The sequence below is a fragment of the Paracoccus aminovorans genome, from assembly GCF_001546115.1.
GTDB classification, from domain to species: Bacteria; Pseudomonadota; Alphaproteobacteria; order Rhodobacterales; family Rhodobacteraceae; genus Paracoccus; species Paracoccus aminovorans_B.
In genome coordinates this window covers 1-20,091 of the sequence record NZ_KQ955208.1, presented here as the reverse complement: position 1 = coordinate 20,091, position 20,091 = coordinate 1, and the positions used below count along the sequence as shown (strand labels likewise).

The window sequence follows — 20,091 nt, the reverse complement described above, 5'->3', positions numbered from 1 at the left end:
CGCGCGGGCCTATAGCCACTTGCCTTGGATCACCTGGCGATAGACCCGGGTCAGCCAGCTGTCGCCGCGGGCCTCGGGCTTCAGCCCATGGCCGCGCAGCTGGGCATAGGCGTCCTCGTAGAAGGGCGAGGACTGGAAGTTGTGGCCCAGGATCGCGCCCGCCGTCTGCGCCTGGTCGTTCAGACCCAGCGCCAGATAGGCCTCGACCAGCCGCATCAGCGCCTCGGGCGTGTGGGTCGTGGTCTGGTATTCCTCGACCACCACGCGGAAGCGGTTGATGGCGGCGGTGTAATGGCCGCGCTTGAGATAGTAGCGCCCGATCTCCATCTCCTTCGCCGCCAGATGGTCGAAGGCCAGGTCGAACTTCAGGATCGCCGAGCGGGCATATTCGGTGTCGGGATATTGCTCGATCACCTCGCGCAGCGATTGCAGCGCCTGGAAGGTCAGGCCCTGGTCGCGGCCGATCTCGTCGATCTGGTCGTAATAGGACAGCGCCAGCAGGTATTTCGCATAGGCCGCGTCCTCGTCGCCCGGATAGGTGTCGATGAAACGCTGCGCGGCGCCGCGCGCTTCTTCGTAGTCGCGGGCGCGGTGATAGGAATAGGCCTGCATGATCAGCGCGCGCTTGGCCCATTCGGAATAGGGATAAAGCCGTTCGACCTCGGTGAAGTACTTCACCGCGTCCTTCGGCTTGCGCGTGTTCTCAAGCTCATACTCGCCGCGCTTGTAGATTTCCTCGGCGGTGAAATTCTCGAATGATTCGGGCGTTTTGCTCGCGCCGCCGCCACAGCCTGCCAGAAGGCCAATCGACAGCACAGCCGCGACCAAGGAACCCGATCTGATGCCTGTCATTCCACCCTGCCCGTCAGAATCTTGCGTCGCCGCGACGGCGTCAGGCCGCGCGGCCCGGTCGTCCTAGCACAGAAAATCGGGCTGCGCAAAATGCCAAAACCGGAAAATCTGCGGCCCGGCCGTCACCTTCAGGCGACGGCCAGCTGGCGGAGTGGCGCAGCCATGCGCGCGGCCGCGGCGATCACGCCGGCGCCCGGCAGGCGGCTTTCCATTTCCGGGGTCAGCGTGACCCATTCCCAGGCATCGGGCTGGGCGAAAAGCGCACGCAGCAGCTTGTTGGTCATGGCATGGCCGGCGCGGTGGCCGGTATAGCGCGCCAGCAGCGGCGCCCCGGCCAGCGCCAGGTCGCCCACCGCATCCAGCATCTTGTGGCGCACGGCCTCGTCCCGGTGGCGCAGACCGCCGGGCGACAGCACCTTGTCGCCGTCGAAGACCACGGCGTTCAGATAGGTGCCGCCAAGCGCCAGCCCGTTCTGCTGCATCCGCACCACGTCGGCCTGGCGGCAGAAGGTGCGGCTGTCCATCAGCTCATGCACGAAGCTGCCGTTCGCCATGTCCAGCGACTTTTCCTGATGGCCGATGGCGGCATCGGTGAAGTCGATGTCGAAATGCATTTCGAGGTGGTCGGCCGGCGACAGGCGGGCAAAGCCCTCGCCCATCTGCACCTCGACCGGGCGCAGCACGCGGATGGCGCGCAGGGGCGCGTCGGCTTGCTGGCGCAGCCCGGCCTCGAGAATGCCTTGCACGAAGGGCGCGGCCGAGCCGTCGAGGATCGGCACCTCGGGTCCGTTCACCTCGACCACGGCATTGTTGATGCCGGTGCCCGACAGCGCCGCCATGACATGCTCGACCGTCGAGACCGTGGCGCCCTGGCCGTTGTCCAGAAGCGTGCACAGCTGCGAGGGCGTCACCCGGTCCCAGCGCGCCGGGATGCGGGCGCGGTCCAGGTCGGTGCGCACGAAGACGATGCCGTGATCCGCCGGCGCCGGCAGGATCGCCAGCCGCACGGCCGCACCGGAATGCAGTCCGACGCCGCGGAACTGGGCTTTCTGAGCGATGGTGGTCTGCATGGTCTGGCCTGCCGGTTCTGTGAGTCGTCGTCGCAAGGGATTCTCGCGGCGTGACATTCAGTTAGGCATGGGGCTGCACTTCCTCAATTAACGAATTGTAACGGGGTGAAACAATCCATGCCGCGGTGCGGAAATATTCCGCCGATGCCCGGCAAGACCCTGATTTCGCCAATGAAAAAGGACCGCCGAAGCGGTCCTTCCAGATTCTCGGGGCGAAAACTTGTGAACGCCTCAATTGGCCTGGCGGCGCAGGAAAGCCGGGATCTCGACATTGTCGCCGCTGCGATCCGGGCTGGCCAGATCGTCGAAGCCGGCATCGAATCCGCCGCTGCGACGGGCCTGCACCCGCTCGCTGACGCGCTCGGCGATGGTCGAGGGCGCGGGCTTCTCGGCCTGTTCGCCATGGCCCGAGATGCGTTCCAGCATGCGGCTGAGGCCGGCCATGCGGCCCTGCCCGCGCGCCGCATCGGCGGCCGGCTGCTGCTGCGGGGCCGGACGGCCTTGGGCGGCGGCCTGGCGCTCGGGCGCCTTCTGCACGGCGGCGGCCAGGCGCTGCATCACCGCATCCGAGGGCGTGCCGGCCGGCGCCGGGGCACGGCTCGGGGCCACGAAGCCGCCGGCATCGCCGTTCAGCGCGTCGCGCGTCGGCGCGGCGGCCGGCTGGCGCAGCTCGGGCTGATAGGCCGGGCGCGGCATGTCCTCTTCCTCATAGCGCGCGGCGGGGGCCGCGGGCTGCGCCTGCACGCGCGGCTGCATCACCGTCTGCGGCGCGGCTTCCGCCGTCGGCGCGACGCGGCGCGGCGGCACCGGCAGCTCTTCCTCGACGCGCTGGGTGACCGGCGGGTTCTGGGTCAGCGGCTCTTTCATGCCACGGCGCGGCGCCGGGATCTCGGCCGCCGAGGCGTCGATGCCGGTCGCCACGACCGAAACGCGGATCGTGCCTTCCATCGAGGGATCCATGGTCGAGCCGACGATGATATTGGCATCGGCATCGACCTTCTCGCGGATCTTCTCGGCCGCCTCGTCCATTTCGAACAGCGTCAGGTCGTAGCCGCCGGTGATGTTGATCAGCACGCCCTTGGCGCCGTTCAGGCTGATTTCGTCCAGGAGCGGGTTGGCGATGGCCTTCTCGGCCGCCTGCACGGCGCGGTTCTCGCCCGAGGCCTCGCCGGTGCCCATCATCGCCTTGCCCATCTCGTCCATCACCGCGCGCACGTCGGCGAAGTCGAGGTTGATCAGGCCCGGGCGCACCATCAGGTCGGTCACGCCCTTGACGCCCTGATAGAGCACGTCGTCGGCCATGGCGAAGGCTTCGGTGAAGGTGGTCTTTTCGTTGGCCAGGCGGAACAGGTTCTGGTTCGGGATGATGATCAGCGTGTCCACGACCTTCTGCAGGGCCTCGACGCCCTCCTCGGCCTGGCGCATGCGCTTGGTGCCTTCGAACTGGAACGGCTTCGTCACCACGCCGACGGTCAGGATGCCCATCTCGCGCGCGGCCTGGGCGATGATCGGCGCGGCGCCGGTGCCGGTGCCGCCGCCCATGCCGGCGGTGATGAAGCACATATGCGCGCCCATCAGGTGATCGACGATATCCTCGATGGTCTCCTCGGCGGCCTTGGCGCCGATCGAGGGCTTGGCGCCGGCGCCCAGGCCTTCGGTCACTTTCGGACCGATCTGGATGCGGCTGTCGGCTTTCGAGGATTGCAGCGCCTGGGCGTCGGTGTTCGCGACGACGAATTCGACCCCTTCCAGCTGCTTGTCGATCATGTTGTTGACCGCGTTGCCACCTGCCCCACCGACGCCGAAGACGGTGATGCGCGGCTTCAGTTCCTGTTCGTCGTTCAGCATCAGGTGGATCTGCCGTTCCATGTCTCGCCTGCCTTTTCGTTTGCCGGACGCAGTTGGCCCGGTCGAATCCCCATTACCCGCAAGCCTAGCCAGATTCGGCCCGACCGTCACCCGAAAAACACAGTCAGACCACCAAATATGGCGGTCTGGCGAGGCGTTTTAGGCGGTATCTTGCCCATTCTCCAGCATGTGGTGTGGACGGGTGTCCGCACCACCGCATCGGCGCCGCTTTCAACTACCAGTTGTTGCGGAACCAGCGATAGGCCCGGCGCAGGCTGCGCGCCGGATAGTGTTCGGCGGGCATGTCGAAATCCCACCACTCGTCCTGCGGATGCGCGGTCAGCAGCGACAGCCCGATGGCCGAGGAGAAACCCGGCGCGGTCGCGTTATGCGGCAGGCCCTGGATGCGCAGCGGCCGGCCGATGCGCACGTTCTGCCCCAGCATGCGCGCCGCCAGCACATCGAGCCCCGGGATCTGGCTGCCGCCGCCGGTCAGCACGATCTGGCGCGAGGGCATGGAATCGAAGCCGGCCGCATCCAGGATGCCGGCGACGTTTTCCAGGATCTCCTCGACGCGCGGGCGCATGATGCCGATCAGGTCGGCGCGGCTGACGGCGCGGCGGTCGGTGTCCCAGTCGCCGGTCTCGCCGCCCAGCTCGATCATCTCGCGGTCGTCGCGGCCGGTGGCCTCCAACCCGCCATGCAGGGTCTTCAGCCGCTCGGCCACGGCATGGCTGACGCGCAGACCCTTGGCGATGTCCTGGGTGATCAGCTCGCCGCCGAAGCGCACGGCATCGGCAAAGATCATGTGCTTCTTGATGAAGATCGACACGCCCGTGGTGCCGCCGCCCAGATCGACGCAGGCCGCGCCCAGCTCCTGCTCGTCCTCGACCAGCGCGGCCAGGCCCGAGGCATAGGAGGCCGAGGCCACCCCCGCCAGCTCCATGTCGCAGCGCCGGATGCAATGCACCAGGTTGCTGGCCGCGTCGCCGTCGATGGTCAGCACGTGCATGTCGCAGGCCAGCCGGTTGCCCGATTGGTCGCGCGGGTCCGACAGCCCCGAGCGGCCGTCCAGGGCGAAGTTCACCGGCTGGGCATGCAGCACCTCGCGGCCGCGGCCGAAATCCGGCACCTCGCAGGCGGCCAGCACGCGGGCGACGTCGCCCTCGCCCACCTTGCCGGCGGGCAGCGGGATCTCGCCCGCCAGGCCATAGCTTGCCGGGCGCGCGCCCGAGATGCAGGCGATGACGTGATCGACCCGGACGCCCGCGACCTTCTGCGCCGACTGGATGACGGTGCGGATGGCGCGCTCGGTCTCGGCCATGGTCTCGATCTCGCCATAGCGCATGCCGCGCGAGCGGGTGGTGGCGGTGCCGATGACGCGGAAATTCGACTGGCCGGCCATCGGGCCGACGCCGTCCGTCTCGCGGAACTGGCTCGGGCCGTCGAATTGCAGCACCAGGCAGGCGATCTTCGAGGTTCCGATGTCGAGGACCGCGATGACGCCACGCTGCATCGCCTGGCGGCGCATCTGCCGCATCGCGCGCTGGCCCTGATACAGATCCTTCATCTTTCCCGCCCCTTCAGCCTGTTAGCCGCTTTTCTTCTTGCCGTTTGCAGATTTCTGTTCCGTCGTCTCGACCGCGATCGGCTTGCCGTCCGGGCCAAGCTCGGGCTGGCCGCGGGCGCGGCGGATGGCGTTCTGCGCCTCGAGCCCCAGCCGCACCACCGGCCGCTGCTGCTGGCGCAGGTCCACGACCGCGATGTCGCGATCCAGCATGTGCTGGGCGCGGTCGATGGCGATCGCGCGCTCCAGCGCCTGCAGCGCGCCGTTCTCGGGCAGCTTGATGCGCTGGCCGCGGTCCAGCACCACGTCCCAGCGCCGCTCGCCCATGCGCTCGAGCCCGCGCAGCCGCGGCAGCACCGGGCCGGCGGCGTCGATCAGCGCCAGCGCCTCGGCGGCGGCGCGGTCGGCCCCCTCGCCCGAGATGATCGGCAGGTCGCCCCGCACCTCGCGCGCGGTGACCGAGGCGACGCGGTGCCCGGTCTTGTCCAGCAGCTCGATGCCGCGGGCATGGCGCCACAGCACCGCCGGCACCCGTTCCGTCACCACGGCCGACAGCACGCCGCCGGGCTTGATGCGCAGGTCCACCGCCTCGACGGCATCCAGCTTCAGCACGCGCTCGCGCAGCTTTTCCAGGTCCAGATCGAAGCTCGAGGCCGGCAGGTCCACGGGCAGCATGGCGCGCAGCCCCTTGTCCACCACGGGCGAGGCGCCTTCGATGGTCATCATGCGGACCATGAATTCGTCGCGGTGCTGGACCTTGTCGACGATGGCGTCGATGCCGCCGGTCAGGTTGGCGCGCCGCGTGTCGTCCGACAGCCAGATCCCCGCCACCAGCGCCGCCAGAAAGGCCGGCAGGCCGACATGCACCAGCCGCCGCACCAGCGGGCGCAGCATCATCCGGTTCAGCCGATAGGCCAGCCGCGAGGGCGCCGGGTCCTTGCGCACCGGGCGCGGCTGCTGCGAGGGCGCCGGGCGCGAGGGCACGTGCCGCACCGGCGCCGGCCTTCCGCCATCCCCTTGGCCGCGATGGAAATTCAGCCCCTGCATAGCGCCTCCTCGACGATCCAGCGGCAGAGCGCAGGGAAATCCATGCCGACATGCGCCGCCTGTTCCGGCGCCAGCGAGGTCGGCGTCATGCCGGGCTGGGTATTGGTCTCGAGGATGATCAGCCCGGCCAGCCCGCGCGATTCGTCCCAGCGGAAATCGCTGCGCGACAGGCCGCGACACCCCAGCGCCTGATGCGCCCTGACGGCGAAATCGCGGCAGGCAGCGTAGATCTCGGCCGGGACTTCGGCCGGGATGACGTGGCGCGAGCCGCCGGGCTTGTATTTCGCATCGTAGTCGTACCAGCCCTCGGTGACGATCTCGGTCACGCCAAGCGCGCGGTCGCCCAGCACGGCGACGGTCAGCTCGCGGCCGGGGGCATAGGTCTCGACCATGACCCGCGCCGGCATCTGGTCCGACAGCTGCGGCGGCGCATTGGCGGCCTCGTGGACGATATAGACCCCGACCGAGGAGCCCTCGTCGTTCGGCTTGACGACATAGGGCGGCGGCAGGACGTGGCGGGCGCGCACCTCGGCCGCATCGGCGATGACGCTTTCCAGCACCGGCAGGCCCGCCTCGCGAAAAGCCTGCTTGGCCCGGGACTTGTCCATGGCCAGCGCCGAGGCCAGCACGCCGGAATGGGTATAGCGCAGCCCCAGCCATTCCATCAGGCCCTGGACGCAGCCGTCCTCGCCCCAACGGCCATGCAGCGCGTTGAAGACCACGTCCGGCGCGGATTCGGCCAGACGCGCGGGCAGATCCCTGCCCGCATCCAATTCGACGACGTCATAGCCCGCCTGCCGCAGCGCATTCGCGCATTCCCGCCCGGACGAGAGGGAAACCTCGCGTTCGGCCGAGGGTCCGCCCATCAGGACCACGACTTTCGGGGCTGTCCTGCTCGACCTGCCCGCCAATTTTGCCTCATTCTCCCGGTTTGTCCGGGTGTTTATCGCGGCAGGATAGCGGGTTGCGGGGAATCGCAAAAGTCCCTTTTCGCGCTTGGCGCGAGATTTCCGGGGATGGCGGCGGGTTACGGCTCACCCACGCGGATGACCTCCCATTGCAGCTCGTGCCCCGAGCTTTCGCGCACCTTGTCGCGGACCAGCTCGCCCAGGGATTCCAGCTCGGCCGCCGTGGCGCCTTCGGCGTTCAGCAGGAAGTTCGGATGCTTTTCAGACATTTGCGCCCCACCCAGCCGATGGCCGCGCAGGCCGGCGGCGTCGATCAGGCTCCAGGCTTTCAGCTCATGCGAATCGTCGGCCCGCCCGGTCGAGGAAAAGCCGGCCGGGTTGCGGAAGGTCGAGCCGGCCGAGCGGTCGCGGGTCGGCTGGCTGGCGTCGCGGCGCGCCAGCTGGTCGTCCATTTTCGCAGCGAGTTCAAAGGGTTCTCCCGGGGCGGCGCGGAAGGTCGCGCGGGTCACGACCCAGCCTTTGGGCAGGTCGGAGTGGCGATAGGCGAGGTTCAGCGCATCGGCGGGCAGATCGCGGATGCTGCCGTCGCGCGCCACCGCCCGGACCGAGACCAGGTGGTCGGCGACATAGCTGCCATAGCAGCCGGCATTCATGCGCACGGCGCCGCCGATGCTGCCCGGGATGGTGCGCAGGAAGGTCAGGTCGCGCCCGGCCTCGGCCGCCCTGCGCGCGACGTGGGCATCCAGCGCGGCTGCGCCGGCAGTGACGGTTTCCCCCGCGATTTCAATGGCGTTGAAACCGCGACCCAGCCGGATCACCACGCCGCGGATGCCGCCGTCGCGCACGATCAGGTTCGAGCCGACGCCCATCGGAAACACCGGCACGGCGGGGTCGAGCGCGGCCAGGAAATCGGCCAGGTCCTGTTCGTCGGCGGGCTGGAACAGCCAATCCGCCGGGCCGCCGACGCGCAGCCAGGTCAGCTCGGCGAGCGGGCGGTTCGGGGTCAGGGCGCCGCGGGGCGTGGGCAAGCTGTGGGTCATGGCCCCGCGTGGTTAATCGCCGTTGCGCGGGGCGTCAATCGGGCGCGCGTTGCGGGGTGATGCCCCGGGGACGGCGAAGCGCGGATTGGCCAGCAAATGCTAGGGTTTTGGCTGTGACCGGCGTGCACAGGGCGTACACCGCGGGTACACAGGGGATGCAGCGTCAGGACGATCAGTTTGAACTCGAACCCGATGCTACCGCGCCAAGCGTGCTGATCGTCAATCTCTCGCTTGGCAATGAGCGACGTTCTTTCCAGTTCGTGCCGTCGGCTTGGCTCGTCTGCTCGATCGGCTCGCCTATCGTCATGGCATCCTGTTTCTCGTGAGTGCTGGCAACGTCAAGGAAGCCTTTGGCATCCCTGCTTTTGCGACAAGACCGGCGGATGTTCTCGCCTGCCGAAACAATCACCGGCGTGACGGTGGGTGCTGCGAATGACGATTGGGGTTTCGCCGGCCGACCGTCGCGGTGCCCGTGCCGTCACCGATCCGTTTCCCGACATGCGGGCAGCAAGTCCGTCCCGGCACACCGATCGACGAACCCGGATCAGGTCGCCCTCCACCTCCCTGTCATGCGCCCGCCTTGAGATCGGCACCGGCGATCTCGCGCCAGGTCTCGCGCAGCCAGTGGGCGATGGCGACGTTCTGCTCGAACAGCGAATAGCCGACGCCGCCGCCGTAATCGGCCATGTCGATCATGTCGGTGGTCAGCCAGCGCAGCGGGCTGTCGGCGCGGTCGTGGTGATATTGCAGCACCCTGCGGGCGACATGCTTGCTGGGCTCGACCTTCCAGGCGTGCCAGTCATGGTCCCATTCGCCGGGCGCCGGGCGCAGGAACGGATACTGACAAGCGCGGCCGTAACGTCCGCCCGGCCCCATCATCGCGGTGTTCTTCGGCCCGTTCGGCGCCACCGGCCGGGTCTGCAGCCAGACCACCATGTTCTGCGCCATCCATTCGTCGATGACATTGCCGGACTCGTAGGGATCGAGGATCAGCCGGCCGCTTTCGACATCGGCGCGGATGCCGCAGGCGTCCTGTTCTTCGGGGCTTTCGATCTTCAGCAGCACATGGGAATGGTCCAGCACGAAGTTGAACGGCACGCCCCGCGCGCGGACCTTCTCGGCCACGGGGGTGATGCGGCGGAAATCCTCGGTAAACATGTAGATATGCACCTCGGCCGCGATGGTGATGCCGAGCCTGTCGCCCTCGTCGACGGCGCGCAGGTAGAATTCCACCACCTCCTCATCGGTCACGACATGGCCCTGCGCGTGATGGGTCAGGATCATCAGGTTGTGGCATTCGGCGCCGGCGCGCTGCGCCCATTCCAGGTTGTGCCGCAGCAGGCCCTCGTCCCGGCCGACCTGATAGGTCCAGAGCCCGGTGGTCATGGGAACGCCGAAGCGGTTCGAGGCCTCGACATAGGCGCGTTCCTCGCCGGGCTGGGGGATGCGGTCGAAATGGTCGAAGACGCCGCTGTCGCGCAGCAGGCGGAACTGCTCCTCGACCGGCAGGGGGGCGCGATGCATCACGCCACGGCCATTGCAGCCGAGCGACAGGTTCTTATCGGTCATGATTGGCTCCTATAATGCGATGCTGACGGCGCCCTGCGGACGGCCGCAGCAGGTCAGCACCATGCCCTGTTCAAGTTCGCCGGGGGCGAGGCCCTCGGTATCGTCCATGGCGACCTGCCCGGCGCTGCAATGCGCCTTGCAGGTGCCGCAAAGCCCCATCTGGCAATTGGTCGGCACGGCGATCCCCTCGCGCGAGGCGACATCGAGGATGGTCTCGCCCGGCCGATAGGGCGCGGTCCGGTTCGACAGGGTGAAATGCACCAGGTTCTGGCCCGCATTCGCCGGCTGATGATCGACGGGCGACGGGGCGGCACTTGCGGCAGGTTCCCCGCCATCGGGACGCAGGCTTTCCGGCGTGGCGCCGTCGGGATTGCGCCGCTCGGCCGGATCGCCGAAGCTCTCCTCATGGTAATGCGCCATGTCGAAGCCCGCCGCGCCCAGCATCGCCCTGACCGCCCGCATATAGGGCGCGGGCCCGCAGGTCAGGACCGTGCAGTCATGCAGGTCGGGCACATGCGCCTGAAGCATGTCACGGGTCAGGAAACCCGCCTCCATGCCCGGCAGGGCGCCCCGTTCGCAGATGAAGCCCGGCGTCATGCCGCCGCGCGCCGCGATCGCCGCAAGCTCGCCCTGGAACAGCAGGTCCGCCGGGCTGCGGGCCGAATGCAGGAAACTCACGCGATATGCGGTCTCGCGCCGGTCCTGCAAATAGCGCAGCATCGCCATCATCGGCGTGATGCCCGAGCCGCCCGAGAGCATGACGATATGCCGGCGCGGCGCGACCGAGAACAGATCGAAACTGCCGCCGGGACCCTGCGCGGCCAGCCGGTCGCCGATGCGCAGCACGTCATGCATGTAGCGCGAGACCAAGCCGTTCGGATCGCGCTTGACGGTCAGCGTCAGCAGCATCGGCCGCGAGGGCGGCGAGGCGATGGTGTAGGAGCGCGGCACCAGCACGTCGCCATGCCGCAGCCGCAGGGTCAGGAACTGTCCCGGCCGGTGCAGGCGCAGCGGCGCCTTATCCCCCGCATCGGGCAGGACGCGAAGGTGGAACGACTTCACGTCATGGGTTTCGGTTTCGATGTCGACGCATTCCAGCGTCAGCCGGGTCGGGGTCCATTGCGACGGCAGGGGCTGCAGCATGGCTCAGATATCGTCGCGTTCGGTGTCGAGGAACGCCTTCAGCGCCTCGGGCCCCTGCGCCTTGGCCTTGCAAAGCGCGTAGAGCAGCCGGCGATAGGTCAGCGACACCTTGTCGGGCGCGACCGCGATCTCGTCCCGGGGGTGCGGGATCTGCTCGGGGTCCTGGCTTTCGACGATATCGACATCTTCTTCCAGGATGCGCATCTGCTGGTCGATATGCGGCTGGTCCGGCCCGTCCAGATCGCCGTTCCGGCAGGCGAACCAGAAGCTGCGGCAATGGATGTCGTCCAGCGGCGTCGCCCAGACCCAGAGCACGGTGCGGGCGCCGTTCTGCAAGGTCAGGTCCACGCTCACGCCGAAGGGCAGCCGGATGGTGTAGTCCGAAAAGGCCAGCGGAGAGAAATTGCCGCTGGCATCGACCGCATTGCGCGCACCCTCGGGCGGGGCATAGCGGAACCGCATCCGGCCCTCCTTGCGAAAGGCGATCTGCGGGGTCAGGAAGGTCACATGCCCGGCGCTGCCCAGGGTCTCGGGATGGACGAAGGGGAAATGCGCGAGATCGGTATAGTTCTCGACCCGCCGCGCCGAATGGGTCTTCCAGTCATAGCTGGGGCCGGGCACGCAGCGGAAGGCCGGGTCGTCGAAGACCGGATGCTCGGGGATCGCGGTCCCGGCGCTGCCGTCCAGCCGGACCCAGACCAGCCCGTAGCGTTCGGCGCAGTCATAGCTGATGGCCTTGGCATTCGGCGGGATCGGCCCGTCGGGTGCAGCCGGAATGCCCTTGCAGGACCCATCCGCGCCCCATTGCCAGCCGTGATAGGGGCATTGCACGCTGTCGCCCCGGTTCCAGCCCAGGTGCAGCTTGGCCGAGCGATGCGGGCAGCGGTTGTTCATCGCCGCCACGCCCGAATCCAGCCGCGCGATCACCAGTTCGGTGCCCAGCAGCCGGGCGCAAAGCAGCTCGCCCCGTCCCTTGTCGGATTCCGCCAGTTCCTTGACTGTGCAGACCGGGTGCCAGAAATAGCGCCAGGTGTCGTTGTCCAGAAAGCTCTCGCCCATGTATCGTCCTCCCGATGAATGAAGCTGGCCGGCCCCCTGCCATTGCTACGGCAGAGGGATTTCGTTACACATAATAACGTTACTACATGTAACGCTATTAAGCCGACTCGCCCGGTTCTGGCAAGGGGGAATTGCCGTGGAGACAGACAGAAAGCCGCGTGGCCGCCCGATGGACGAGGAACTGGGCGCGCGGGTGCTGGGCGCGACCTGGGCGCTCCTGGCCGAAAAATCCCTGTCCGAGCTGACCCTGAACGAGATCGCCGGCGCGGCCGCGACTAGCCGCCCGGCGCTCTACCGGCGCTGGAATTCGGTCGAGGCCATCGTGATCGACGCCTTCCTCGCCATGGTCGAGGACGAGGTCCCGACCCCCGGCATCGCCGAGCCGGCGCTTGCGCTGCAGGAATACATCGCCTCGCTGGCGCGTTTCCTGCAAGGCCGGGTCGGCCGGGTGATCGCCGAGCTTCTGGGCCGCGCGCAGAACGACGAGGCGCTGATGGCGGCGTTTCACCAGGGCTTCCTGGTCCCGCGCCGCAACCATGCGCGCGAACTGATCGAGCGAGGCCAGGCGGCCGGCGTGTTCCGTGCCGACCTGGACCTGGACCTGATCATCGACCTCTATGCGGGCCCGCTCTATTTCCGCGCCTTCTCGAAGCATGCGGCGCTGGATCGGGAATTCGCGGACGGGTTGGCGCGGCTGGTGGTCGAAGCCCTGCGCCCTTCAGGCGGCGCAGCCGACTGAAGCGAGTTGCAGGCAGGTGGGTGATCCGCCCCCATATCGGCACCGTAGCGATTGCGCCGCTCCATAGCGCAGGAAGGGGCCGAGCCTGATCAGGAACGTTCGCGGGATGTCCACATAGGGTGCAGCCGATGATGGCTGCTACGTCGCGGCCATGACGATCCCGCTATGGGCGATCGGGTCCAGGGCGGCGGCATCTGGTTGTAGAAGGCGGGGGCAAGCGTCGGGATCAGGCCCAGCACGATCAGGATCGCCCCGGCCATGACGCAGACCCATCGGCTTTTTGCGCCCGTGACGCCGACGAGGCCGATATTCTGCGAATAGGAGACATAGGGGAAAGTGTTGAAGATCCCGCCGATGATCGAGCCGGTCCCGTCGACGCTCGCCCCTCGGTCATGCGCTTCTCGTCCAGAGGTTGCTCGACCATTTCTTCCACGGCCAGCAGCATTCCGGCGGTCTCGGCCATGACCACGACCATGACGATCGACAGCGACAACCCTTGACGTTGACCTGGTAGCACAGATCCCATTCCTCGGCGGGAATATCCAGGAAAGAGCCGAAGCTGGCCGATTTGAAGAAGCCCGCATTGTTCAGCAGCCGGTGTCCGGCTTTCGCGGGCGGGGCAGGATCTTCTGCCCATCGCCGAGCGTATCCTGGCCGATCTGCGCCGGATCGAGGATGCGGCGGGCGATTTCGCCATCCTTTCGCGGGGCGAGGTGCGCGTCGCCTGTTCGGCCGTTTCCGCGGCCGGCCCCCTGCCGGTCGCGATCCGCAGGTTCGAGCGCGACTTCCCCGGCATCCGCGTCACGATCAAGGATACCGCCGAGCAGAACCTGGCGGATCTGGTGCGCGGCGACCATGTCGATTTCGCCATTTGCCACGCAGGTCGAGACCGATCCGTGCATCCATCAGGAACTGCTTCACAGCGATCAGATGGCGGCCTATGTCGCGCCGGACCCGCCCTTCGCCCGGTCAGAAACGATCCGCTGGAGCGAGCTTGGCGATACGCCCCAGGTCTTGGGCATTGTCAGGGACAACGCCGTCTGCATGCGGCTGATGACGACCCTGGCGTTGGGCCGGTGACCTCGTCTGCCTTCATCAGCATGATCGATATCGAAGTTCCCGGGCCGTCGGCCAATCCTGGGACTGACCCCGATGCTCAAGCGATCGGGCGAAAGCCATCGGATCGGACGGGTGTCCGATCCGCTTGCTGGGCAGCTTGCCGAAGGCGGAGTGGCTTCTGACCGACCGGGGCTACGATTCGATCGGTTCAGGGATGCGCTGAAAAGACAAGGGAATAAGACCCCTGCAAGCCGGAAGTTGCGTGGCAAGTATCAGGCGCTACAAACGCCGCAACAGGATCGAGATCATGTTCGGCGGGCTGAAAATTGGCGCCGGGTTGCCACCCGCCATGACAAGTGCCCGCGGGTCTTCCCTTCCGCCAGAGCCCCGCCGCAACCGTTTCTGATCCGAGAACGAGTGCTGCCTAGATCACGGCCCTGCGATACAGGTGCCAAGTCGCGTGGCCGAGGATGGGCAGCACGACGATCAGCCCGGCGAAGAACGGAATCATCCCCAGCACCAGAGAGACGGCGACGATCAGGCCCCAGAGCGCCGTCGCCCCCGGATTGCGGCGCGCCACGGCGAGCGAGGTCGCCAGCGCCACCGGCACGCCCACCGGGCGGTCGATCAGCATCGGGAACGACACCAGGCTGACGCAGAGCACCACGGCCGCAAAGACGAAGCCGATGCCGAACCCGGCCATGATCATCGTCCAGCCCGCCCCGGTGGCGACGGCATCGTGAAGGAAGACGCGGAGACTGTCATAGGGCTCGGGCCCCAGGGTGACGGTCCAGATCGCATGCGCAGCGATAAGCCAGAGGGCGAAGATCACCGCGAGAAGGCAGCCCAGCGTCAGCACCGGCCCCAGCACCCGACCGGTCAGCGTGGCCAGTGCCGCGCCCCAATCCGTCTGCTCGCCCCGCTCGCGCCGCCGGCTCATCTCGTAGAGGCCGATCGCCGCGACCGGCCCGACCAGCGGAAAGCCCGCGGCAAGGGGGAAGAGCAGATGCACCTGCCCGGCGTTGAACGCCCAGGCGGCAAGGGCGAAGCCGATCACCGGATAGAGCACCACCGCGGTGATCACATCGGTGCGCAACGCGGCGAAGTCCTCGACGCCCTTGCGCAGCGCGGCGCGGATATCGCTCAGGCCGATCTGCCTGACCTCGGGCACGGTCTTCTCATGGCTGCCGATCCCGTCCACCGCCGCCCCGGCGCTGCGACCCACGCCGGCCAGCCTCTGCGCGCTCCAGCTCAGCGGATTTCCAATCGTTTCTCGGTGCATGGCTGCATCCTCCCATCCTGGGACCCGGAAACGGACGAGGCGTCAGCCGGAGAACCCGGCCCCCACCCGCGAACACCCCGGGCCGGACCGTCCTCGTCCGGCATGCTAGCAGATGCGGCGCGAGTCTGCACTTCCGGAATCGAGCGTCTTGCCCCTACTCCGCCGCTCCGGCAACGAATCGATGATACCGCCCAGCGCCCGACGGCTCGCGGAGGGGCTCTTTACGTCGACAGCCTCCCGCTATGATCCGGCCGGCTCCGGCAGCTGAAGTCTTTGCCAGTCCGGATCTAGCCGCGCCATTCGCGCCTGTCGCATCAGCGTCTCTGCCGACGTTTCCGCCCTGTCTTCGCGAGCAGGGCCATGCCCGGCGAGCGCGATCTTCGGGGCATGCGACAGGAATGCACGCGCCACGGCCGCTGGAGGCTGTGGAGCCCAAGGCATTCACGCGAGGATGACGGCGACTCACCTGCTGGTGACGACATGGAACATCCCGAGCCGAAACAAGTTCTACCGGCACCAGAAAGGGAGAAGAACCATGAAGAATGTGCTTGTCCTAACGTCGGTCGCCCTCTGCCTCGGGGCGGGCGCGAGCTCCGCGCAGACGACCATTATCACCCAGCCGGCCACCGAGGCGACCGAGGTCCAAACGGACCCGGACACCACGGGCGGTGGTGCTGTCGGTGGTGCTGCCACTGGCGCCGTGGCCGGCGCTGTCGTCGGCGGGCCCGTTGGAGCGGTCGTCGGCGGCCTGGCCGGAGCCGTGACCGGAGACATCACCGAGGACGCGGCGGTGCCACCCGAAACCCAGACATATGTCATGGAAAACAGGGTTGCGCCTGTAACCATCGACAACGTGGCAGTGGGCGCTGCCGTGCCGACCAGTGTCCAATTGCAGCAGATACCAGATTCGGAATACCAATACGTGTACGTGGGCGAACAGCCTGTGATCGTTGAACCGCAGACCCGCAAGATAATCTATATCGTGAAATAAGAACGCTGGGCAGCCTTCGGGCTGCCCGGCTCCAGCGTGATTATCCGCCCACCGTCCTTGGCTTTTGCGCGATGGAGACGGGTTGAGCGTCTTTTTTCGTGTGATCGGAACAAGCCGTGAGCGGGAAGGAGCCCCGCGGGCGTGCCCGGCCGGGACTAGGTGCTGGCGTTGATCTGATCGCCGGGGTTCCATGCTTACGCCTAGTTCTACGGCTATACCCTCCGACTGGTAGCGTCCAGTTGATCGAGATGATCGCTGAGCGGACGATGCGCCGGTCGGGAGAGCGTCACCAGCCGCGCAGCGCGCCGTCGCGGGCCAGGTTGAGGCTGCCGCCCGGCTCTCCGCTGCCGAAGAACAGCCCCTCGGCCCCGCCAAATACCTCGGCCGGTCATAGATCGCCATATCGAAATCCAGCCGGAACGTCGATTCAAAGACCGTGCCCATGCTGTCGATCTGATAGTTGTCGATCTTGAAGCCGGTGATTGCTCCCTATCTCTCGGACGAGAAATTCGTCTTGAGATAGGTCAGGATCAGCGTCTTGGTATCCGGCTCGGGCCCGACCATGCCCTGCGCCTCGACCATCCAGCGCCACAGCTCGTCCCAGCGGTGGTCGGTGACGCGCTGCTGCTTGATGATCTCGGTCGAATGGCAGGCGACGCATTGGTAATAGGTCTCCTCGGCGCCCTCGCCGTCGGGCAGGCCGCCGAATTCCTGGTTTCCGTCCGCCACCTCGGCGAGGTCGGCCCGCGCGCGCAACGCGGTCATCGGGTCAAGCGGGTCCGAGCCGGCAGGCCGTCCCGCCAGGACGGCCATCGGGTCCAGGCGCGTTTCGGCAACCGCCAGGCCAGTGCTAAGGATCAGTGCAGCCACGGTCGCGGCCACGATCGTCGGAATAATGCGCATCGCGGCCACCCTCACCCGACCGCGACCAGCGCGATGCGGTGCTGGATGTTGTTGGCATAGCCGCGCGGGTTCCAGACCGGCGACAGCGGCGGCTGGCCGATGCCGTCCTGATCGACCGCCCGGGCCCAGACCTCGTAATAGCCATGCTGCGGCAGGGTCAGCTTGGCGCGCCAGCGCTGCCAGGCAAAGCGGTTCGGCGCCGGCTCCAGCTCGGCCTCCTGCCAGGTCTGGCCGAAATCCAGCGAATACTGGACCGAGGCGACATCGCCCTTGCCGCACCAGGCATGGCCCCGGACCTCGACCGCCTCGCCCGCCTTCACCTCAGCGCCGGTTTCGGGGAAGGTGACGATGGACTTCACCGGCATTTCGGTCAGCACCACCATGTCCTCCTCGGGGACCTCGGTGCCGGGGGCGACCGGATAGGCGGGGATGCGATAGGAATCGCCGGTCATCTTGGCGCCGTCATGTTCCTTGTCGCGGATCCAGATCCGGTTGAGGTATTTCTGCGAGGCCGAGGCCGGATAGCCCGGCACGATCAGCCGCAGCGGAAAGCCATGCACCGCCGACAGCGGTTCGCCGTTCATCGCCCAAGCGATGATCGCATCCTCTTGCAGCGCCTTTTCGATCGGCACCCCGCGCGAGATGACCTCCTTCTCCTCGTCGCCGCTCAGATGCACGTCGTTGCCGTAATGGCCGGTATAGACGGCGCTTTCCTTGACCCCGGCCGCTTTCAGCACATCGGCCAGCCGCACCCCGGTCCACTCCGGGCAGCCGACCGCGCCGAAGGTCCATTGGTTGCCCGAGGTTCCCGGCTGGAAGAAGGCGCGTCCGTTGCCGCCGCATTCGATCACCAGCCGCCGGGTGACGTTCTCGAAGCGCGATTTCAGATCGTCGATGGTCAGCTCCAGCGGGGTCTCGACCTCGCCGTCGATGGTCAGCACCCAGCCTTCGGCGTCCTGGTCAAGCGCCGTCTGCGGAACGAGACCGTTCATGCGCACGAACAGCCGTTCATAAGGCGTCACATCGTCATCAAGCAGGTGAACAGGGGTTTCCACGTTCAGCGGGCGGTCGCCCAGCACCATCAGTCCTTTCTTGCCCGACATCAGGTCGAGGCCGGTGTCCTGCGCCAGCGCCACCGGCAGGAAGCCGGCAGGCAGGTTGCGCTCGAAGGGCACCGCCATGCCCAGCATCGCCCCGAGAGCGGACAGCGCCGTCGTTTTCAGAAAGCTGCGCCGCGATCCGCTCGATGCCTCGGCATCATGCTGGTTCGAGGTGGAAGCGGTTTGATCGGACATGGGTTTCCTCCATAGCTTGGTGCGCTTCACGCGCAACTGGCTGTCCGCAAGGCTCTCCTCCAAGATGCGCCTTGCAACGCCATTCGGCAAAAGCATTGCCCATCGGCAAAGCCTTGGCAACAGCAACTCGTTGTACTTATTAAAACATAACGTTTCGCCGTGACCAACACATCCGGGAATGGCGACGGCAATGAGCGGATACGACCTCGCGAGATCGATCGCGAAGGTAGTCGCGCAGGCTTGCGTGCAAGGGGGCGATGTAGAGGCTTCCCCTTCTCATGGGCTATCTCCACTCCACCAACTCTGGTATGGGCCGAACGTACAACACGGACAGCGGCGGAATTCCAGGGCAGGAACTCGATATCGGCGACCAGTGCAATCTCGGGCTGGGGTGAACGGCGAACACCGCTTTACCAGCGAATGCGAATGAGGCGGAATAGATGGTCGCGAGCTTGTTCCTGTCTATCGCGATCCTATGGGAGATCCGGAATCCTACCAGAAATTGGCGGAAGATCTGCTCATCGAAAGCAAGGTCAAGATTATACTTGGCTGCTACACGTCCAGACAACGCAATCATATACTTTGGCGCCGTGCCAAACCAGAACTGTCTTTTCTTGGCGCTCCCACCTTCTCGATAATTTTTCTCCGCGCGTATACATCGTTGGATCGGACTATGTATGGCCGCGAGAATCGGGAAGAATAATGGCCGACTTGCTCGCATCCGGCGGAGAAGAGGTGTTAGGACAATCTTACCTTGGAGATGACGCCTCGGCTACGGATTTTGATGCGCTGGTCAAGAATATAAAGGCATGCAGTGCGAACATTATTTTCAACAACTTTGTCGGTCGCTCAAATATAAAATTTTACGAAGCACTTGCCGAAAATAGCTTGGACAATGAACAGATCGTGGTGGCGAGCCTGACCACCAGCGAGGCGGGCATTCGTGAAATCGGCGCCACGGCAACCGCAGGACACATCACCGCAGCCACCTATTTCGCATCGCAGTCCAATCCCAGCAACCTGGCTTGTCTCGAGCGGTATAAAGCCTTTCGAGGCGAGCTGCCGCCAGCTCCTGGCCGAGAAGCCGCGGGTGGCGCTTCTGTCCTTCTCGACCGCGGGCTCGGCCGAGCACCCGAGCCTCGGGCGGCTGCGCGAGGCCCTGGCGCTGATCCGCGCCGCCGAGCCGGATCTCGAGGTCGACGGCGAATTGCAGTTCGACGCCGCGCTCGACGAGGCGATCCGGGCCAAGAAGGCGCCGCAGAGCCGGCTGACCGGGCGGCCGAACGTGTTCATCTTTCCGGACCTGGCGGCGGGCAACATCGGCTACAAGATCGCGCAACGCCTGGGCGGGCTGACGGCGATCGGCCCGATCCTGCAGGGCCTCGCCCGCCCCGCCAACGACCTCTCTCGCGGATGCTCCGTCAACGACATCGTCAACGCAACCGCAATAACCGCAATCCAGGCAGAATAAACAAAAACGGTGAAATATGACCGGGCCGGCCTCGCTGGGAGGTGGCGCCTGAATCCCGCCGTTCAACGGCGCGTCGCTGTGCAGGCTGTGGGAATCACGGCCGGGATCGCTTGGCGCAGGTCGGCAAGAATGTCGCGCCGGGGTGGCGGGGCCTGTCGATCCGCAGGACTGTGTCGAAAACATCGAGGGCGACAGCCTGGATGATATGAAGCTGCACGCCCGCGTGTCGTTTGACGATGGCCTTGGCC

Annotated in this window: 20 protein-coding genes and 3 pseudogenes; 8 read left to right on the top strand and 15 right to left on the bottom strand. The window is 66.7% G+C overall.

The features are described 5' to 3' along the window. Positions 1-9: 9 nt before the first annotated feature. From ASV56_RS00095 to murB, 7 genes are all read right to left on the bottom strand, one after another. Positions 10-852, bottom strand: coding sequence for an outer membrane protein assembly factor BamD (locus ASV56_RS00095; protein WP_017999982.1), 843 nt, complete (start codon positions 850-852; stop codon positions 10-12). 128 nt (positions 853-980) lie between these two features. After that, a complete protein-coding gene (gene lpxC, locus ASV56_RS00090) occupies positions 981-1,922 on the bottom strand; it encodes a UDP-3-O-acyl-N-acetylglucosamine deacetylase (RefSeq protein WP_062560260.1) in 942 nt (313 codons plus the stop codon). Between the two features lie 231 nt (positions 1,923-2,153). Then, positions 2,154-3,791: a cell division protein FtsZ gene (ftsZ, locus tag ASV56_RS00085; protein ID WP_062560259.1), complete on the bottom strand. Its 1,638-nt coding sequence runs from the start codon at positions 3,789-3,791 to the stop codon at positions 2,154-2,156. 214 nt (positions 3,792-4,005) lie between these two features. Continuing rightward, positions 4,006-5,340, bottom strand: coding sequence for a cell division protein FtsA (gene ftsA, locus ASV56_RS00080; RefSeq protein ID WP_062560258.1), 1,335 nt, complete (start codon positions 5,338-5,340; stop codon positions 4,006-4,008). Between the two features lie 21 nt (positions 5,341-5,361). Continuing rightward, positions 5,362-6,384, bottom strand: a complete 1,023-nt coding sequence (locus ASV56_RS00075; RefSeq protein ID WP_062560257.1) for a cell division protein FtsQ/DivIB — start codon at positions 6,382-6,384, stop codon at positions 5,362-5,364. After that, positions 6,372-7,295 carry a D-alanine--D-alanine ligase gene (locus tag ASV56_RS00070; protein ID WP_082724674.1) on the bottom strand — a complete coding sequence of 308 codons (924 nt, stop codon included), beginning with the start codon at positions 7,293-7,295 and terminating at the stop codon, positions 6,372-6,374. Before ASV56_RS00070 ends, ASV56_RS00075 begins: the two co-directional genes overlap by 13 nt. Positions 7,296-7,411: 116 nt before the next feature. Then, positions 7,412-8,332, bottom strand: a complete 921-nt coding sequence (gene murB, locus ASV56_RS00065; RefSeq protein WP_062560255.1) for a UDP-N-acetylmuramate dehydrogenase — start codon at positions 8,330-8,332, stop codon at positions 7,412-7,414. Positions 8,333-8,445: 113 nt separating this feature from the next. Between murB and ASV56_RS24105 the strand changes: the two genes are divergently transcribed. Beyond that, complete coding sequence (locus ASV56_RS24105) at positions 8,446-8,658, top strand: hypothetical protein (RefSeq protein WP_216635361.1); 213 nt, start codon at positions 8,446-8,448, stop codon at positions 8,656-8,658. A 241-nt stretch (positions 8,659-8,899) separates the two neighbouring features. On the opposite strand, the gene ASV56_RS00055 is transcribed toward ASV56_RS24105, so the two are convergent. From ASV56_RS00055 to ASV56_RS00045, 3 genes are read right to left on the bottom strand one after another with little or no spacing between them, the layout of a single operon-like run. After that, the gene (locus tag ASV56_RS00055; RefSeq protein ID WP_062560253.1) at positions 8,900-9,901 is read right to left on the bottom strand and encodes a hypothetical protein; all 1,002 of its coding nucleotides are present in this window, start codon (positions 9,899-9,901) and stop codon (positions 8,900-8,902) included. Positions 9,902-9,910: 9 nt separating this feature from the next. Next, a complete protein-coding gene (locus ASV56_RS00050; RefSeq protein WP_062560252.1) occupies positions 9,911-11,044 on the bottom strand; it encodes an FAD-binding oxidoreductase in 1,134 nt (377 codons plus the stop codon). A 3-nt stretch (positions 11,045-11,047) separates the two neighbouring features. Next, the gene (locus ASV56_RS00045) at positions 11,048-12,103 is read right to left on the bottom strand and encodes a Rieske 2Fe-2S domain-containing protein (RefSeq protein WP_062560251.1); all 1,056 of its coding nucleotides are present in this window, start codon (positions 12,101-12,103) and stop codon (positions 11,048-11,050) included. Positions 12,104-12,239: 136 nt separating this feature from the next. On the opposite strand from ASV56_RS00045, the gene ASV56_RS00040 reads away from it, so the two are divergent. Then, positions 12,240-12,842, top strand: coding sequence for a TetR/AcrR family transcriptional regulator (locus ASV56_RS00040; RefSeq protein WP_156429015.1), 603 nt, complete (start codon positions 12,240-12,242; stop codon positions 12,840-12,842). Between the two features lie 89 nt (positions 12,843-12,931). Here the strand turns inward: ASV56_RS00040 and ASV56_RS24880 are convergent, their stop codons facing one another. Together ASV56_RS24880 and ASV56_RS24250 are read right to left on the bottom strand one after the other, a co-directional pair. Then, positions 12,932-13,426 (bottom strand): solute carrier family 23 protein, encoded by a 495-nt coding sequence (locus ASV56_RS24880; RefSeq protein ID WP_216635360.1) that lies wholly within the window; start codon positions 13,424-13,426, stop codon positions 12,932-12,934. 3 nt (positions 13,427-13,429) lie between these two features. After that, positions 13,430-13,699 carry a hypothetical protein gene (locus tag ASV56_RS24250; protein ID WP_062560249.1) on the bottom strand — a complete coding sequence of 90 codons (270 nt, stop codon included), beginning with the start codon at positions 13,697-13,699 and terminating at the stop codon, positions 13,430-13,432. Here ASV56_RS24250 and ASV56_RS24875 point away from each other — a divergent pair. Beyond that, positions 13,595-14,083, top strand: a complete 489-nt coding sequence (locus ASV56_RS24875) for a type 2 periplasmic-binding domain-containing protein (protein WP_367577091.1) — start codon at positions 13,595-13,597, stop codon at positions 14,081-14,083. The two genes, ASV56_RS24250 and ASV56_RS24875, sit on opposite strands and share 105 nt — an antisense overlap. Further along, positions 14,047-14,288: pseudogene (locus ASV56_RS24240) on the top strand (IS5/IS1182 family transposase); the annotation flags it as partial. The gene ASV56_RS24875 and the pseudogene ASV56_RS24240, both read left to right, overlap by 37 nt. A gap of 37 nt (positions 14,289-14,325) precedes the next feature. Here the strand turns inward: ASV56_RS24240 and ASV56_RS00025 are convergent. Beyond that, entirely contained in the window at positions 14,326-15,183 is an 858-nt protein-coding gene (locus tag ASV56_RS00025) for a DUF2189 domain-containing protein (protein WP_062560247.1), read from the bottom strand. 535 nt (positions 15,184-15,718) lie between these two features. On the opposite strand from ASV56_RS00025, the gene ASV56_RS00020 reads away from it, so the two are divergent. Further along, a complete protein-coding gene (locus ASV56_RS00020) occupies positions 15,719-16,174 on the top strand; it encodes a DUF1236 domain-containing protein (protein ID WP_062560246.1) in 456 nt (151 codons plus the stop codon). A gap of 489 nt (positions 16,175-16,663) precedes the next feature. On the opposite strand, the gene ASV56_RS00015 is transcribed toward ASV56_RS00020, so the two are convergent. Then, entirely contained in the window at positions 16,664-17,077 is a 414-nt protein-coding gene (locus ASV56_RS00015; protein WP_062560245.1) for a hypothetical protein, read from the bottom strand. 11 nt (positions 17,078-17,088) lie between these two features. Continuing rightward, complete coding sequence (locus ASV56_RS00010) at positions 17,089-18,372, bottom strand: molybdopterin-dependent oxidoreductase (RefSeq protein ID WP_062560244.1); 1,284 nt, start codon at positions 18,370-18,372, stop codon at positions 17,089-17,091. 436 nt (positions 18,373-18,808) lie between these two features. Between ASV56_RS00010 and ASV56_RS24870 the strand changes: the two genes are divergently transcribed. The 3 genes and pseudogenes from ASV56_RS24870 to ASV56_RS23275 form a co-directional block, all read left to right on the top strand. Further along, positions 18,809-19,075 (top strand): transporter substrate-binding protein, encoded by a 267-nt coding sequence (locus ASV56_RS24870; RefSeq protein ID WP_367577090.1) that lies wholly within the window; start codon positions 18,809-18,811, stop codon positions 19,073-19,075. Next, positions 19,030-19,407: pseudogene (locus tag ASV56_RS24865) on the top strand (transporter substrate-binding protein); the annotation flags it as partial. The gene ASV56_RS24870 and the pseudogene ASV56_RS24865, both read left to right, overlap by 46 nt. A gap of 22 nt (positions 19,408-19,429) precedes the next feature. Beyond that, positions 19,430-19,843 (top strand): annotated as a pseudogene (locus ASV56_RS23275) (phosphate acyltransferase); the annotation flags it as partial. Positions 19,844-20,091: the final 248 nt, after the last annotated feature.

Coding starts and splice junctions, on each gene's coding strand:
- ASV56_RS24250 (WP_062560249.1), bottom strand. CDS start 13,699: ATGGTCGCCGCGCACCAGATCCGCCAGGTTCTGCTCGGCGGTATCCTT.
- murB (WP_062560255.1), bottom strand. CDS start 8,332: ATGACCCACAGCTTGCCCACGCCCCGCGGCGCCCTGACCCCGAACCGC.
- ASV56_RS00075 (WP_062560257.1), bottom strand. CDS start 6,384: ATGCAGGGGCTGAATTTCCATCGCGGCCAAGGGGATGGCGGAAGGCCG.
- ftsZ (WP_062560259.1), bottom strand. CDS start 3,791: ATGGAACGGCAGATCCACCTGATGCTGAACGACGAACAGGAACTGAAG.
- ASV56_RS00055 (WP_062560253.1), bottom strand. CDS start 9,901: ATGACCGATAAGAACCTGTCGCTCGGCTGCAATGGCCGTGGCGTGATG.
- ASV56_RS00015 (WP_062560245.1), bottom strand. CDS start 17,077: ATGCGCATTATTCCGACGATCGTGGCCGCGACCGTGGCTGCACTGATC.
- ASV56_RS00050 (WP_062560252.1), bottom strand. CDS start 11,044: ATGCTGCAGCCCCTGCCGTCGCAATGGACCCCGACCCGGCTGACGCTG.
- ASV56_RS00025 (WP_062560247.1), bottom strand. CDS start 15,183: ATGCACCGAGAAACGATTGGAAATCCGCTGAGCTGGAGCGCGCAGAGG.
- ASV56_RS00045 (WP_062560251.1), bottom strand. CDS start 12,103: ATGGGCGAGAGCTTTCTGGACAACGACACCTGGCGCTATTTCTGGCAC.
- ASV56_RS24880 (WP_216635360.1), bottom strand. CDS start 13,426: ATGCGGGCTTCTTCAAATCGGCCAGCTTCGGCTCTTTCCTGGATATTC.
- ASV56_RS00095 (WP_017999982.1), bottom strand. CDS start 852: ATGACAGGCATCAGATCGGGTTCCTTGGTCGCGGCTGTGCTGTCGATT.
- lpxC (WP_062560260.1), bottom strand. CDS start 1,922: ATGCAGACCACCATCGCTCAGAAAGCCCAGTTCCGCGGCGTCGGACTG.
- ASV56_RS00020 (WP_062560246.1), top strand. CDS start 15,719: ATGAAGAATGTGCTTGTCCTAACGTCGGTCGCCCTCTGCCTCGGGGCG.
- ASV56_RS00010 (WP_062560244.1), bottom strand. CDS start 18,372: ATGTCCGATCAAACCGCTTCCACCTCGAACCAGCATGATGCCGAGGCA.
- ftsA (WP_062560258.1), bottom strand. CDS start 5,340: ATGAAGGATCTGTATCAGGGCCAGCGCGCGATGCGGCAGATGCGCCGC.